This is a genomic window from Brevibacillus brevis (genome assembly GCF_022026395.1).
Classification (GTDB): Bacteria; Bacillota; Bacilli; order Brevibacillales; family Brevibacillaceae; genus Brevibacillus.
The window spans coordinates 4861940-4876899 of the sequence record NZ_CP041767.1; the positions used below are offsets into that span (position 1 = coordinate 4861940).

The following is a 14960-nucleotide window of genomic DNA, read 5'->3' on the forward strand; positions in this document are numbered from 1 at the left end:
TGTTTATAAATGAATCAAGGTACAATGGACAAAAAGAAATGGCTAAAGATCCAGACATGATCTCTAGCCATTTCTTTTTAATAGATCGTCAAATCCCACGCATTTGCCATATGCTTGAGCAGTGCTACCCCTGCCACACTGTTTCCGTACTGGTCAATCGCAGGGCCATACACACCGATTCCACAGCCGCCAGCAAAAGGCAGCTCACCAAAACGCCCACGCGGAGGGACGGCAGCCATAATGCCTCCTGAAACGCCGCTTTTCGCTGGTACGCCCACAAAAGCGGCAAAATTGCCGGAAGCGTTGTACATGCCGCATGTGACCATCAGTGCTTTGGTTACACGAGCCAGCTCTTTGCCGAAAAGCTGTTCCTTGCGTATCGGATCATAGCCATCATAGGCCAGGATCAAGCCGATTTTTGCAATGTCCTCCGCCGTTACCTCCAGAGAGCATTGCCGAATGTACACATCCAAAGCATCCTCTACCGGACAAGCCAAAAAGCCAGTAGCTGCAAGATAGTAGGCGAGGGAACGATTGCGGTTGGCCGTTTGCCACTCGGAGTGATACACTTCCTCGTTGATCGGATGCTTGCGTCCTGTCATGTGCTCGACCATGTCTTGGAAGGAACGAAATTTCTCCTGGACTCCGTTCCCCTGCAATAAGGAAGAAACCGTAATGGCTCCTGCATTGATCATCGGATTAAACGGCCTGCCCGGCTTATGCATTTCCAGCCGAACCATCGAATCAAATGCGTCTCCTGTAGGCTCTACATCCACCTGCTCCAATACATTCGAAATCCCGTGGTGCGTACAAGCTGCGAGAAAGCTGATGACTTTGGAAATGCTTTGCAGGGTGAAAGGAGCATCGTAGTTGCCTGCCCTGCTGATTTGTCCATCTGGTCCCATCACACAAATCCCTAGCTGTGTTGGGTCAGCCTCTTTCAAAGCGGGGATATAAGCAGCGCATTTGCCCTTGCCGGACTCCCCGCGATATTGCTCGATCCATTTTTCCAAGCAGTCTGTTTCAATCGTTCTTGTTTGCTGCGCCACTTGACTAACCAACTTCCTTTTCACCGTCGATTTACGCTTTTTGAGGCGGTTGAACATCGTCAGGAATGAGCGAGAAATATTCTTCTCCTTCCAAACGTTCCTGCAATTCGGCTTTTGCCTGTTCGATCAGCGCCGGGTTTTCCATCGCCTCAATCGCTGTAGCAGCCATGACTTTACCTGCCTGCAACATCCCCTTGTGTGCGATTGGCATGGCCCCTTGCGAGACGACCTGCCACGTATGGAAAGGCGTACCCAGTGCCCAGCACGTCGTCATGCATTGCATCGTTGGAACTTGCCAGCTGACATCTCCTACATCTGTAGACCCGGCAAGCGTAAACTCGTGCGTAGGAAGTGGCCCGATCACATCCGCAATCGCCTTGTCCTTTAGTTGCTTCGCCGTTTCACGATCCAACCCGAACAATGATGCTCTCATATCCTCAGCTGATAACGTTGCCTGAATTTGTTTGGCATATTGTTGATCTGCTTCATCGTACGTTGGCACGCCGACTTCAACCAGATTTTTGTGCATGAGCTTTGCTAATATCGTATTCGGCACGAGATCAGAAGCTGTACCCTCAAACACCGCATCCATAGTGGTTCCCGTCATCAAGGCGGCTCCCCTTGCGATGTCGTAGACTCTTCCATACAGCTCCTTCACTTGCTGCTTTTTCGGAGCGCGAATCAAGTATACGACCTCCGCAAACGGCTGGACGACGTTTGGCGAAATTCCACCTGTATTCGTAATCGCGTAGTGAACCCGTGCTTCCGGAATCATATGCTCTCGCATGTAGTTCACGCCTACGTTCATGAGTTCCACGGCATCCAAGGCACTGCGTCCCAAATGCGGAGCGGCGGCTGCATGCGCGCTTTTTCCGTGAAACTGAAAACGAACGGAGTAATTCGCAAGCGAGCTGATGTTCATGATGCTTGGCGCTGTCGCAGGATGCCAGGAGAGCGCAAAATCTACGTCAGCAAATACGCCGGCTCTTGCCAAATACGCTTTTCCCGAGCCCGCTTCTTCTGCTGGGCACCCATAGTAGCGAACTGTACCTTGTAAGCCGGTTTGCTCCATGTAATCCTTGATGCCAACCGCTGCTGCCAACGCTCCAGCTCCGAGGAGATTATGTCCGCACCCATGCCCATGACCGTCAGTGACAATTGGATCATGATTGATGGCGCCTTTTTTCTGGCTCAAACCTGCCAGCGCATCATACTCGCCCAGAATGGCTACGACAGGCTTGCCGCTTCCGAAGCTGGCAACAAAGCCAGTATTCAGTCCAGCGATTCCTTTCTCCACTTCAAAGCCTTCTGCTGCCAGCGCTTGACACAAGTACTCGGCAGAACGATGCTCCTCGAAGTAAATCTCTGGTGTTTCCCAAATTTTATCGCTAACGCGAATAAACGCGTCTCTTTTTTGTTCAATTAACGCAGAAATGATCTCGGTTCTGTTCATTTCATACGCTCCTTTCTCTCGATGTTCAGGCGGATGCACTGTCGGCGTTTTGCTTTAACAGCTCGCCTTTTTCATAGTTCAACGATAATAGTGCGCCAATGCAGATGACCGCGAAGCCGATCAGCATCCAGAACGCTGCATCAAATGAACCGTTAAACGCTTCTACGATAAAACCAATCGCCATCGGCGTGATAAAACCAGCCAGCTGTCCACCTGTATTCACGATGCCCATCCCTGTTCCCGCTACGGTAGCCGGAAGATTTTTCAGGACAACAGACGGCAACAGAATGATCACAAAGGAAAGGAACAGCGACACAATGGCTTGATACGTAATAAACATCGTCACGCTCGATGCAGTAAACATGAAGTACAAGAGGACCGCCACTACCACACAGGAGAAACTACCAATGATTTTTTCGCGACCTTTAGGCAGCTTGTCCAGTACATAGCCGCTCACATAAATACCGACCAACGTAGCGAAACCTGGGATCGTTTGCAGCCAGCCGAGTGAAATCATGTCCAGTCCGCGTACCTTGCTCAAGTAGGTTGGCATCCAGGTTACGAGGCCCCAGTTTACTGCATAAATGCTGAAGTAAGCGATTAACAGACTCCAAAGCAGCGGTGTTTTAAACAGCATAGCCACTGAGGTTTTTGATTGCTCGGAGCCAGTTGTATTCGTTGCAGATTCTGCTTGTGGAAGTTTAATATAGCGCCAGAACAGGAAAGCAATGATAGCGCCAATAGCTCCAATGACGAGGAACATGGTTCGCCAGCCCATGGTTTGAATCATCCAAACGGATAAAATCGGAGAGAAAAGTCCAACAATGGCACTAGAGGAGAGCATCACGGACATGGCTCGCGAGCGTTCCTTGATAGGAAATATGGTAGCGATAATCTTCGAGCTGGCTGGTTGGAAACCACCTTCGCCGATCCCGAACAGAAAACGGATGAGAATCATCGAAGCCATAGACCAAGCAGCTCCGGTCAGCCCCGTAAAAATAGACCACATGACAACAGAAGCAATGAGTACTTTTCTGGCACCAAATCGGTCTGCCAGCCAACCTCCAGGCATTTGCATGAGTGCATAACCAGCAAAAAAGCTACTGAGCAATAATCCCGTGGAAGAAGCACCAAGCTGCAAGTCTTCTGTGATCGACAAAATGGCATAGTTCATGACGTATCGATCCAGGTTCCCTAATGCCCAGCCTAAAAAGAGTAGCGCTAAAATCCAGTTTCTCGTTCGTGCTGATACCATATGTGTGGATACCTCCTTCTAGTTGCGTTACTAAGCTAGTCTTTCATTTTGGCGAAAGCGCATTCATCTCGTTCGATGACCGACAATCCGCGCCAATATGGTCCAGCCCTCTTATTTACCGCATATATTGCGACATGTCGTTATATATACTCTACGAAATGTTGAGACTATTGGCAACGGTTTTTTTTAACATTTCGATTTCTCGGCAATGAAAAAAGCACCCGTAACGGGTGCTTACAAAAGTCGGTATCGTTTGGTGGGCCTTCCTCGGGTTGATTGCGATTCCTCCCCCGAGCTCTCCGCCAGCTCAACGGCACACAAATCCGCGACGATTCGCTGTGCATTTCGCTCGCTCATTTGCAAATATTTGGCCAGGTCCTTTGTCGTGAAATCGGTCCAACCCATTTTTTGCAGCAAGGCATCGAGCTTTTTATAGCTTTTGACGCTGATGTTCCCCTTTTTTAGCTTTTCCAAAACCTCATCATCGTCGGCACGATACGAGTAGACGAGCTCCTCTTCCTGCCCGACCCACTCCACGATCGTTCCATCATCCTGAATCATGACAATATCTCGCGCTGCTTTTTCCTTCGATTGGCGCAGGGCGCGATGGGCATTCATCTCTGCTGCAAAAGCCGTCTCTCCAAAACCGATTCCGACAGCGACCGTCGTATCTGCTTCCTTCGCCAAAAACTCCACTGTGTTTTGCAAGGTAGGGATCTCTCTGTGAATCGTCCCACGGGTACTGTAGATAACGTATCGGCCATTCCCCTGCTCCAGAAGTGATCCATCCACCTGCTCGCACAGCTTGATCAGCGCTTGCTTTATTCGCAGCTCCAAATATTGCAAATGATACGGGGTCTTTGCGCTTTCCTTGATTCTGTCAAATTGCTCGACCTCAATCATCTCGATCCCGATTTGTGTATCCTTGAAATACGACGTCCGCACTTTCTCCACAAACACGCGTATCGTTTGCTGGATCTCCATATGGCTAGGCGAGATCCAATAGGCTGGGATACCTGCTTCTACTAGCGTTTGATAGACTGTCGGATAGCAGGTCATGGCAGCGTCTGTCTTTTTCTCCTTCCATAGCGCAAGATGAAAATCCAGCAGTTCCTGCGGATCGATCGTAGCTTCGAACGTCTTCATATACATATCGCTCACAGAGATGTTGATGTTGTGAAGGGAATCTTCCATGAATTTTGTGGATAAAAGCATATCAATGCTGACGCGATCAATTAATTTCCGATGAGTGTAGACCATTTCCAAAAAGCCTTTATAGATGCTGGACTCCGTCGGGTAAATATGTTCCATCCGCTTGTCATCATCCAATGCTTGCCTGGCAATCAAGTACGGAATCGGTCCGGAAAAAAGCCAGTGATCCACATACTGATCATTTTCCAAGACGATTTTCTCTGTCTCTTTTGTCTCTGTATACGGATACGGAACAAAATTCATTCCTTCCTCGAATTCCTTTGCAACCGCCAGAATCCTTTCTACTGATTGCTTGGGACCAACCACGCCGATTTTAAACATCCATCTATCAACCTCTGCGTTTCTATTTAGACGAGCCTTGCTTACGACCATTCTATACGTAATCACGCAAACAAATCCACCCTTCTCCAAACAAATGGGAAGGGATGACGTTAGTGAAAGGCGAATAACTCCGGATTCCATACTGAAAGGAGTCGTACCATGAATTTTAATCTGGATGAAGCGATTGAGGTTCTAGCGCGTACGCCACAAGCATTGGAATCCTTGTTAACAGGCTTATCGGATGGGTGGTTGCTGCACAACGAAGGCGACGGCACCTGGCATGCTACCGAGGTCATTGAACACCTGACCCTGGCGGAGAAAACAAATTGGCTACCACGTCTGGAGATCATTCTGGAAGAGGGAGAAATGAAACCTTTTCCTCCATTTGATCGATACGCTCACTTACAGGACAACTCGGTTAGATCGTTCGAGCAAAAGCTGCTGGAATTCAAATCGCTTCGTGCCCAAAATATCGCCAAGCTGCGAACACTCGTGGAACCGGAAAAGCATCTGGAATTAACCGGGCTCCATCCCGCTTTTGGGATCGTAAAAGTACGGGAATTGCTCTCTACGTGGGTCGTTCACGATTTAACGCACACGGCGCAAATCGTACGGGTCATGGCCAAAAGGTACACGGATGATGTTGGACCCTGGCGGGAATATTTGGGTATCTTGAATAAGTAACGCTTGTTCTCCATCTTGCTGACTTAAGAAAAAAGTGATACGATTTATGGTATAAGATTTCATAAAAGAGCTCTCGGAACTTCCCGGAGCCTGATTATTGATGAAGGGCGACCCTCGTGAATAATCAGGCTCCTTTATGTTTGTAATAGGGCTGCTCATCTGCCCTAATAACGAAAAGGGAGTGACGAGAGTGAACGAGATTTTTCGCATTCGCAATTTTCGCAAGCTGTTTCTTTCCAATTTGTTTTCAGGCTTTGGCCAGGGGATGACCATGATCGGGATATCTTGGTATTTGGTAGAATCCACAGGCTCAGCCAGCCTACTTGGTTCCACCATGCTTCTCTCCTCGATAATGACACTGCTCCTCGGACCTTATTTTGGTACATTGATTGACCGCTTTTCCCGCAAGACTATTCTACAGCTGGAACAGCTAGGAGGCTTCTCGGTCCTCGCTCTTGTAACAGCTTGGGGATTTTGGGGGACTTATCAAGAGTGGATGATGGTTCTCGTTTTTTTGGCGTCGATGTTCATGTTTCAGATTCACGAACCTACACAGTCAGCCTTCATACAGGAAACCTTTGAGCAAAAGGACTACAATGTGATCAATTCTACCATGGAAATTCAAAACCAGACCGCTTTGGTCCTCGCAGGAGCTTTCGCAGGTTTTCTATTGGGGAAATACGGATTACATATCGTGCTGATCCTTAACACTTTGACCTATCTGATCGCTTTTCTCTCCTTAACCGGAATCGACTATGTGTTTACACAAGAAAAACAAGTAGAAAAATACCTCCGAACATCCTGGCTGTCACAATTTCAGCAAAGCTGGGTCTATATCAAAGAAAAACGAGGGTTTATCGTATTCGGAATTGCTGCGCTGATACCATTCCTCGCCGTTATGCTGACGAACCTGCTTAACCCTATCTTTGTTAGCCAAGTTTTGGGGGAGGATGTGGCGATCTATTCCATGGGAGAGGTTACGTATTCCATCGGTGCAGTGCTGGCGGGATTTCTTCTTACCTGGTTTCGTGGAAAAATCGGTGCTTTTCCTTATATGGTAGGGAACTTCATCTTGATGGCGATTGCTCTTGTAATGACCGTTGTGATCCCAATGGGCTCGGTTTTTGTGTTGCTCTCTGCTTTTATGGGCTGGTGCAATGTATCAACCAGGCTGATCCGACAGACCATCTATATGGAACTGCTACCTAATCGTTTTATGGGAAGGGTCCTGAGCTTTTTTCGGTCGATTGGTACATGCATGCGGCTGTTATTACTCGCTCTATTTACTCTCATGTTAGATTCAACAGGCGCATCAGTCGGTTACCTTGTATTGGCAGGTCTTTTGGTAACAGCCGCACTAGGAATCGTCTTTTCCATGCGTATGCTGATGCAGCAGGTAGACACCCCCGAAGTTGTGGCAGACCAAGGCACTGTGAAGCACTAAGTCAGTCAGCCTTCCTATAAAAAGACAGCGGTAGCTATGGACGTGAAAGTACATCCTAGACTACCGCTGCCTGCTACGCTATTTGGATGGCAAAAACAGCTGCGGAACGGTATACAGCGCTGGGGCACCACCCGTATGCAGGAACAGCACGTGATCTTTCCGACTAAAACGCACTTCGCGAATCAAGCCGATCAAGCCTGCCATTGCCTTACCCGTATAGACCGGATCTAACAAAATCCCCTCTGTCCGTGCGACCAGCTGAACAGCCTCAATCATGCTATCTGTCGGGATCGCGTAACCTGGACCTACAAATCGGTCGTCGCACTGCACTGCTTCTGCACGTATGGCCCCTTGCAAACCGATCAAATCGGCTGTACTGCGAAGCAGGTCCAGCACCTTCCCTTCCTGAGCAGCTCGGTCGCGGCTTACGTTAATCCCGATCACCTGCGTGTTAGACTGACGCGCCATAAATCCCGCAAGTAAGCCTGCTTGGGTACCGCCACTTCCCGTTGCCGTCACGACATAATCGTACGGAGTCATCGCTTCCCAAGCCTGCTGCTCAATTTCTTCCGCGCACGCCATATACCCCAAGGAGCCGACTTCATTGGAGCCTCCTACAGGGATCAGGTATGGTTTTCTCCCTTGTTTTCGCAAACTTTCAGCGAGTTCATCCATAGCTGCAAGCAAATCTGCCTCTGCGGGAATGACCTCGATTTTTTCTGCTCCGAGCAAGTGGAACAACAGATGATTGCCACTCGCCTGCGGTTGGTAGTCGCCCGTCTCAGGCGCGGACAGCACGAGTTGGCAGTGCAGACCTTCTCGAACAGCCGCCGCCAGAGTCAACCGGCAGTGATTGGATTGGACAGCTCCGCATGTTATTAACGTATCTGCCCCTTGCTCGATTGCCTCCGCCACCAGATACTCCAGCTTTCGCGTCTTGTTTCCTCCTGCTGTCAAGCCAAGCATGTCGTCTCGCTTGATAGAAATGCTCGGTCCGCCTAACTCCTTGGACAAACGCTCCAGCCTTTCGATTGGTGTATGACCCTGCGAGTATTTTCTGCGATGGTAACGGATTTGGTTCATGCTTTTCTCCCCTTCTGCTTTGCGTTATGTGACTTTGTTACATGCAACCAAAAAGTACTCCGGTACAATAAGTCTCATCAATCACAAACACCATAACCGGAGGGATAAGAATGAAAAACGTCGGTCGTTTTGATCAAATGCTTCGTATCGTTGCTGGATTAGCCTTTCTGTCCTTGTTCTTCTTTCTGGACGGAGGCTATCAATACCTTTCGTTGATGGGCATTCCGCTCCTGTATACAGCCTTGACCAAACAGTGCTTCTTCTATCGTATCTTTGGGATTAACTCTTGCCAACTTCCTTCGCAAAAATCTTATTTTTTGCATTTGACCTTACCTCTTTGATTATATACCATTATCTGGTATCGATATCATTACGATCAGAGAGGTAAGAAAACACGAATGAATGTCCAAACAGAAGCAAATGTAAATAAGCCAAAAGGATTGGGCGGCTGGTTAATCTGGCCGACCATTATTGTCGTTCTGAGCCCACTTTCCTTGCTTGTATCCGTTATCGGCATTTTTCAGGATTATACTGAAGCAATTGAAGGGCTCGCACCGTTTATGGAGCAAAGTCTGTCATTCACTTTGTATTACTACGGCAACATTTTGTTAGAGATAGGACTACTCGTATTTTCGCTGTTCCTTCTCGTTTTCTATTTCCAGAAAAAGAAACGTGCTCCGCATTTATTTGTTGGTCTGATTCTTTTTTATATCACCTTGAACATGATCGATTTGTTCGCTTGGACGAGCTTTGACAATCTTTTCGGAGACACAAGTCAGTTTGTCAAGCAATCGGGACTAAGCTTGCTTCATACTTGCATCACCGCAATGATCTGGATTCCCTATTTCCGCTTGTCCAAACGAGTGAAGAATACATTTGTGAATGAATGAGTGGCAAGCGCTTCCCTCAATCGCTCCCGATGCACCCATAACGGCTTACGCAGGCCCGCCTTCTTCACGATGCCTTCTACAGTTAGCTCATGGAGCGTCTCTGTTACAGTTTCACGAATACACCCCATCATCGTCGCCAGCTCCTGATGCGTCAGGTTCACTGCCAGCTCGATCCATTCTGGTGCGTCAGCCTGGCGCTCTCCTCCGTATTTCTCGCACAGCCTGCCGAGCAAATATACTAGACGCTGTCGCACACTTCCATACGCCATGAGCCCCATCATTTCTTCTACCTCTTGCAAGCGATTCGAGACAATCTCGATAAAATGCAAGGCAAGCCTCGGCTTCTCCAGCATCAGCTCTTCAAATTGTCCTTTATCAATCGAACAAATCACCGAATCTTCCCACGCCTCGGCGTACATATTGGTTGAACTAATCGTAAACGAGCCGATCTCGCCAAACACATGGCCCGTGCCGAGCAAATCAATCGTCAGCTCTTTGCCGTCAGCCGAAAGCTTGTATAGACGAACCTTCCCAGCCTTGATCAAAAACAGCATTTTTAGCTCCAGGTGAGGAGAGGAAATTATCGTTCCTTTTTTGACTACTTCCATAGGAGTCGCCGGTTCCAATTGGGCTAGCTCTGCTTCACTTAACGACTGAAACAAATTGATGCGGGATAAAAACTTCTCCTTTTCGATCACCGTGCACTTCCTCCTGCTCACTGTAGGCTGGACTACATATTGTATGGATCACACCCATTATACTCCTTGTTAAGCAATGGATTTCGAATGAACAAAGGAGTGTAAATCGTTGAACACATTCATCATGATTCTTTCACTGATTTTGGCTTTGATGTTTTCCATCTCTGTGTTAATGAAATTTTTACGCGCAAACTCTATGCTTCAGCACTGGAAGGAATATGGGTACCCCCTTTGGTTTATGGACGTGATTGCCTCACTTGAGCTGGTCGGAGTCATCGGAGTAGTTAGCTCCTTTTGGATTCCTGGAGTATTAACATTCGCTTGTATCCTGTTCGCCATCCTCATGCTCGGTGCTATCCATGCCCATCTTTTTCGGGCAAAGCATAAACCCGTCATGGCGATAAATGCAGGAATTATGCTTATTTGTTCGTTGCTTCTCCTTTGGCTTTAATCGTTTCCGGGCGCTTTCCAGTACGTTTTTTGTCCGTTACTGATCAAGATTGCTTGTCTCGGAACTTGCTTCATCACCAGGAAAAGATTCAGCATATCGACCGAAGAAGCGATTGCGTTTATCAAAATCATAAATTTTAATACAGTAGTGAACAGCCCCAAAAAACCTAGAAGAACAGGCAACATAATCGAAATGAGAATGAATGGAGCGATGGTAATCAGAATGTATCTTGCTTTTGGAATCTTTTCTTCCGTTGCTACAAACCCGCCAAACAACGTTAGCCCCATCCATGTTTTTTCTGATCTCAAGAAATTCGGGATAAAAATCAAATGCAAGCATTCATGAATAATGACCAAGGCGAGTAGAGAGAATATCGCACCGAAGTCAATGGATATGGATAGCGAATCAGATGTCAGCCCCAATTCCTCCAAGGTTATTGGCGAAAAAATATGGATGATCCCAAAAACGATGAGTGCGTTAATCAGCATGAAAGGAATCGATAAAAGAGTTGCCGTGCCCAAACTCTGTGGTTCATTCAGTGGAACCCATTCATTTTTCATCAATTCAACATGTACATTTTCATGATACTGTGGCAATTTGGTTGTGATTCTCATAAAAAAACCTCCCCTTTCTAGTAAGACGTTCACCCTATGTAATCAGTTTCTTTAATGGGGAGATAAATAAAAAAAGGCTATCTCCTGAGCTTCCTTGGAGACTAGCCTTTTTCTCATGATCATTATGCTTGCTTAAGCAAAAACTGCTTGCCATATTCCCCGTGATCCAGAATCGTCGGGTGCTCGATCTGAATCGTCGAATGGTCAATTCCGTACTTCGTTTGCAAAATGTGATTAATCGCCAGAATGACACAATACGGCTGGATGCCTTCACGAACGAACACATGCGCTGTCAGGGAGTAATGTTCCGTGGATACTGCCCACAGGTGCAGCTCATGAACATCCTCCACGCCCTCTACTTCACCAAGGTCCTGACGAATTTGATCAAGATCAAACTGCTCTGGAACAGATTCCATCAACACGAGCAGCGACTCACGAATGATTTTGGCACCACCTGTAAAAATAATGCCCCCAATCACCAAGCTAATCAACGGGTCGAACAAGTAGTAGCCGGTCATGTAAATGAGAATCGCCGACGTAATCACACCGACGGAGCTGAGCAAGTCCCCAATAAAGTGCCATAACGCGCTCTTTACATTGAGGTTGTCTTCTTCCTTCATACTGCGGGAAAGTACGATGGTCAGCACGATGTTTACAACCAAACCGATGGATGCAATAGTCAGCATCAACTGCAAATCAACGTCTTGCGGATTGATCATCCGTTTGATCCCTTCAATGACAATCCCGATCGAAATCACGGCAAGAGCCAAGCCATTCAAAAACGAAGCAATAATTTCAAAACGGAGAAATCCAAACGTATACTTCTTAGTCGGCTTACGTGTCGCCATATAAATAGCGGTCATACTCAACCCTAAAGCAAAGACGTCAGAAATCATATGGGCGGAGTCAGACAGGAGCGCGAGTGAATTGGACATCAAGCCCCCCACAACCTCCACGATCGTAAAAAACAACGTCAATAGGAGCGTAATCCACAATGTTTTCTTCGATGTTTGCTGTTCTTTCACATGATCAAGATGGTGAAAATCACCCTTTTTCATACCTATCACCTCTGTCCATTCAAATTATAAAAATTATAATGTAAGAATTAATGTAATCATATCCTCTTTTTCGTCCATATTCAAATGAACATTTTATGGATCATACAAGTGATTTTCATTACCAGTCATGTCGTACCAAGACAAAAAAAGCCTCATCCAAAAGGATTAGGCTGGTCATTCCTGAGTGTGATTCGCTTCCAAAATTCGCCGGATATTGCCCTTGTACTGGGTGAGCAAGCGGCTTGCGTCCTCTGCTTGCAGCCCTGTCTTTTGCATCACGATTGCCAGTTTGGCGTCACCGTCTGCCTTGTGCAACAGTACCTCTGCCTCATCGGTAGAGATGTTGGTCGCTTCTGCCACGATTTGTTTTGCCCGTTCCTTCAGTTTCTCATTGGTTACCTGCACATTGACCATCAAATTTTTGTACACTTTCCCCAACCGTACCATGCATCCGGTCGTAATCATATTGAGAACCATCTTCTGCGCCGTCGCTGCTTTTAAGCGGGTAGATCCGGTCACTACCTCTGGCCCTACTACAACATTAATCGCCACATCCACACCTTGGCTGATCTGCGCCGCCTGGTTGCAGGACAACGAAATGATTTTTGCCTCCTGTCTTCTTGCTTCCGCCAATGCTCCGATGACATAGGGTGTCCGACCACTCGCTGCAATTCCCACCACGGCATCCCCTGCCTTTACGCCATAGGCAATCACATCTTCCCTGCCGTTCTGCTCCACGTCTTCGGCTCCTTCGACAGCTCTGACGATAGCTTTTTCCCCGCCTGCTATGACTCCCTGCACCAATGTGGGGTCCGTCCCAAAGGTTGGGGGGCATTCAGCAGCATCGAGCAAGCCCAATCTCCCACTCGTTCCCGCTCCAAAATAAAAGAGTCTTCCGCCGTTTTCCAGACATTCTGCGATCAAATCAACGGCCGCTGCAATCGAAGCCAGCTCCTTTTCAACGGCAAACGCAACTGTTTTATCCTCTTCATTCATAATCTGGACAATTTCCATCGTAGAGAATTTATCCAGCTCTTCCGTATTTCGATTTCTTGTTTCTGTCGTTAAATCACGAAGGTGAAACTTCATCCAGTTACCTCCCACCCATTTGCACTCATCTTCTCTTTCTACCCCACACCATGCTGCTTTTTCTCCGACGGAAACAGGCTGACCGGAAGATGTCCAACGGCCTTTCGTTCCCCGAACAAAATGTCTGCCACAAGCTCTATGGCATGATACGTATGGTCGTAAACGGCGAGATACGCATCGACCTCTGGCATTGCCAAGAGATCATACGGGTTTCGCAGGGCGACAGCTACGACCTTTTTCCCCTGTTGAACTAGCCGATTCACCAGCAGCGATTGTCCTTTAAAGATATGGGCATTGTACGTAAAAACGACGATTTGCTCCGTGGCTGACATCACGTTTGCCACCATCTCCACTTCATCCTCTGTCGGGTTGAGCGTCGACATCATATGGTATTCAACTTCACGGTATTTTCTCAATGGTTCGACCAAATCACCAGAAGCTGCTTGCCCATCCTCTGCCAAAGTAAGGTTGGAAATCCCCGGAAAAATCGCGCCTAGCGGTTGCGTCCCGCTCTGTAAAGGAAGCAGCTGATGTTCATTTTTCACCAAGGTTATGGCTTGGGCGAGCGCACTTCTCGCCATGTCTGCATGCTGGAGACGGTCAAAGGAAGGGCCTTTTGTTCGCAAGCAATGCTCCCAGGACAGAAATCGTTTCTTTATTTGAAGCACGCGATTTACGGCTTCGTTGACCCGCTCTTCTGACAGCTCCCCCGAATGAATGGCCGCAACGAGTCGTTCGTACGTTTTTTGCTGAACTTCATGCGTGTGGGATACCAGAACAAGATCGATCCCAGCCTGCACACAACGCACCGCCGCTTCCGCAACCCCGATGGTATCCGCAATGGCAGCCATCTCCATGCAATCCGTAATCGCAACCCCATCAAAGCCGAGGGACTCACGCAATATTCCCGTCACGATTTCCTTGGAATACGTAGCAGGAGAGCCTGACTCATCCATACTGGGCAAACTGATATGTCCAACCATTACCATGGGGACTCCTGCCGCAATGCTGCGCTGGAATGGAACCAGCTCGACCTGATCCAGTCTCGTCCGATCATGTCCAAGCACAGGAATGGCTTCATGAGAATCGGTGCTCGTATCACCATGACCGGGGAAGTGCTTGATAGAGGGAATGACACCACTCTCAAGCAAGCCTTGAATGGCGGCCTCACCAAACCGCGCCACCTGCTCTGGCGCTTCTCCAAAAGAACGCACCCCAATGACTGGATTGTCCGCATTGTTGTTCACATCGACCGTCGGAGCGAAATTGACTGAAATCCCTGCTGCACGCAGCTCCTCACCTGTTGCCTGGTAGATGCGCTTGGCTTGATCGAGATTGCCTGTGGCCCCCAAAGCCATCGCTCCGGGAAAGCGCGTCGCCCCTTTTTGCAGACGGGAAACCACGCCATTCTCCTGATCAGTCCCGACCAACAGCGGATAGGGATGCCAAGACTCATACGCCCAGCTCTGGAGTTTCTGTACACGTTGATAAGTCTCTTCCGGTGTCCCGATATTGCGGCTAAAAAGAATCACGTTGCCAATCTGTTTTTGTTTGATCCACACTTCCATTTCTTCGGGAATATCCAGCGTAGGGTAACCGATCATCAGCAGTTGCCCGACCTTCTGTTCCACCGTCATATGTTCGGCTTGCATGGAATCC

The 14960-nt window shown here is 48.0% G+C and carries 15 protein-coding genes; 5 read left to right on the plus strand and 10 right to left on the minus strand.

The annotated features are described in order from the left end of the window. Positions 1-77: 77 nt before the first annotated feature. The 4 genes from FO446_RS23025 to FO446_RS23040 form a co-directional block, all read right to left on the minus strand. Positions 78-1061 (minus strand): glutaminase, encoded by a 984-nt coding sequence (locus FO446_RS23025; protein ID WP_419466133.1) that lies wholly within the window; start codon positions 1059-1061, stop codon positions 78-80. Positions 1062-1080: 19 nt separating this feature from the next. After that, positions 1081-2502, minus strand: a complete 1422-nt coding sequence (locus FO446_RS23030; RefSeq protein WP_232773536.1) for a M20 family metallopeptidase — start codon at positions 2500-2502, stop codon at positions 1081-1083. 25 nt (positions 2503-2527) lie between these two features. Next, positions 2528-3757, minus strand: coding sequence for an MFS transporter (locus tag FO446_RS23035; protein ID WP_237899186.1), 1230 nt, complete (start codon positions 3755-3757; stop codon positions 2528-2530). Positions 3758-3991: 234 nt separating this feature from the next. Further along, positions 3992-5290: a hypothetical protein gene (locus FO446_RS23040; protein WP_173610254.1), complete on the minus strand. Its 1299-nt coding sequence runs from the start codon at positions 5288-5290 to the stop codon at positions 3992-3994. A gap of 159 nt (positions 5291-5449) precedes the next feature. On the opposite strand from FO446_RS23040, the gene FO446_RS23045 reads away from it, so the two are divergent. After that, positions 5450-5974 carry a DinB family protein gene (locus FO446_RS23045; protein WP_173610119.1) on the plus strand — a complete coding sequence of 175 codons (525 nt, stop codon included), beginning with the start codon at positions 5450-5452 and terminating at the stop codon, positions 5972-5974. A gap of 190 nt (positions 5975-6164) precedes the next feature. Beyond that, positions 6165-7418 carry an MFS transporter gene (locus tag FO446_RS23050; protein WP_237899188.1) on the plus strand — a complete coding sequence of 418 codons (1254 nt, stop codon included), beginning with the start codon at positions 6165-6167 and terminating at the stop codon, positions 7416-7418. A 78-nt stretch (positions 7419-7496) separates the two neighbouring features. On the opposite strand, the gene FO446_RS23055 is transcribed toward FO446_RS23050, so the two are convergent. Beyond that, positions 7497-8501, minus strand: coding sequence for a D-cysteate sulfo-lyase (locus tag FO446_RS23055; RefSeq protein ID WP_237899190.1), 1005 nt, complete (start codon positions 8499-8501; stop codon positions 7497-7499). Positions 8502-8611: 110 nt separating this feature from the next. On the opposite strand from FO446_RS23055, the gene FO446_RS23060 reads away from it, so the two are divergent. Together FO446_RS23060 and FO446_RS23065 are read left to right on the plus strand one after the other, a co-directional pair. Beyond that, the gene (locus FO446_RS23060) at positions 8612-8842 is read left to right on the plus strand and encodes a YgaP family membrane protein (protein WP_237899192.1); all 231 of its coding nucleotides are present in this window, start codon (positions 8612-8614) and stop codon (positions 8840-8842) included. Positions 8843-8899: 57 nt separating this feature from the next. Then, positions 8900-9391, plus strand: coding sequence for a DUF2569 domain-containing protein (locus FO446_RS23065; RefSeq protein ID WP_173610115.1), 492 nt, complete (start codon positions 8900-8902; stop codon positions 9389-9391). On the opposite strand, the gene FO446_RS23070 is transcribed toward FO446_RS23065, so the two are convergent. Beyond that, positions 9343-10089 carry a Crp/Fnr family transcriptional regulator gene (locus FO446_RS23070; RefSeq protein WP_237899194.1) on the minus strand — a complete coding sequence of 249 codons (747 nt, stop codon included), beginning with the start codon at positions 10087-10089 and terminating at the stop codon, positions 9343-9345. The two genes, FO446_RS23065 and FO446_RS23070, sit on opposite strands and share 49 nt — an antisense overlap. 109 nt (positions 10090-10198) lie before the next feature. Between FO446_RS23070 and FO446_RS23075 the strand changes: the two genes are divergently transcribed. Then, on the plus strand, positions 10199-10540 hold the full coding sequence (locus FO446_RS23075; RefSeq protein ID WP_173610112.1) for a DoxX family protein: 342 nt from the start codon (positions 10199-10201) through the stop codon (positions 10538-10540). On the opposite strand, the gene FO446_RS23080 is transcribed toward FO446_RS23075, so the two are convergent. The 4 genes from FO446_RS23080 to FO446_RS23095 form a co-directional block, all read right to left on the minus strand. Next, complete coding sequence (locus FO446_RS23080) at positions 10537-11154, minus strand: DUF3267 domain-containing protein (RefSeq protein ID WP_232773529.1); 618 nt, start codon at positions 11152-11154, stop codon at positions 10537-10539. The genes FO446_RS23075 and FO446_RS23080 overlap by 4 nt on opposite strands. Before the next feature lie 122 nt (positions 11155-11276). Further along, on the minus strand, positions 11277-12212 hold the full coding sequence (locus FO446_RS23085; protein ID WP_173610110.1) for a cation diffusion facilitator family transporter: 936 nt from the start codon (positions 12210-12212) through the stop codon (positions 11277-11279). 174 nt (positions 12213-12386) lie between these two features. Continuing rightward, on the minus strand, positions 12387-13301 hold the full coding sequence (gene murQ, locus FO446_RS23090) for an N-acetylmuramic acid 6-phosphate etherase (protein WP_173610109.1): 915 nt from the start codon (positions 13299-13301) through the stop codon (positions 12387-12389). Between the two features lie 38 nt (positions 13302-13339). Beyond that, positions 13340-14953 carry a glycoside hydrolase family 3 protein gene (locus FO446_RS23095; RefSeq protein ID WP_173610108.1) on the minus strand — a complete coding sequence of 538 codons (1614 nt, stop codon included), beginning with the start codon at positions 14951-14953 and terminating at the stop codon, positions 13340-13342. Between the last annotated feature and the right edge of the window lie 7 nt (positions 14954-14960).

Coding starts and splice junctions, on each gene's coding strand:
- FO446_RS23030 (WP_232773536.1), bottom strand. CDS start 2,502: ATGAACAGAACCGAGATCATTTCTGCGTTAATTGAACAAAAAAGAGAC.
- FO446_RS23035 (WP_237899186.1), bottom strand. CDS start 3,757: ATGGTATCAGCACGAACGAGAAACTGGATTTTAGCGCTACTCTTTTTA.
- FO446_RS23040 (WP_173610254.1), bottom strand. CDS start 5,290: ATGTTTAAAATCGGCGTGGTTGGTCCCAAGCAATCAGTAGAAAGGATT.
- FO446_RS23045 (WP_173610119.1), top strand. CDS start 5,450: ATGAATTTTAATCTGGATGAAGCGATTGAGGTTCTAGCGCGTACGCCA.
- FO446_RS23055 (WP_237899190.1), bottom strand. CDS start 8,501: ATGAACCAAATCCGTTACCATCGCAGAAAATACTCGCAGGGTCATACA.
- FO446_RS23060 (WP_237899192.1), top strand. CDS start 8,612: ATGAAAAACGTCGGTCGTTTTGATCAAATGCTTCGTATCGTTGCTGGA.
- FO446_RS23065 (WP_173610115.1), top strand. CDS start 8,900: ATGAATGTCCAAACAGAAGCAAATGTAAATAAGCCAAAAGGATTGGGC.
- FO446_RS23080 (WP_232773529.1), bottom strand. CDS start 11,154: ATGAGAATCACAACCAAATTGCCACAGTATCATGAAAATGTACATGTT.
- FO446_RS23085 (WP_173610110.1), bottom strand. CDS start 12,212: ATGAAAAAGGGTGATTTTCACCATCTTGATCATGTGAAAGAACAGCAA.
- murQ (WP_173610109.1), bottom strand. CDS start 13,301: ATGAAGTTTCACCTTCGTGATTTAACGACAGAAACAAGAAATCGAAAT.
- FO446_RS23095 (WP_173610108.1), bottom strand. CDS start 14,953: ATGCAAGCCGAACATATGACGGTGGAACAGAAGGTCGGGCAACTGCTG.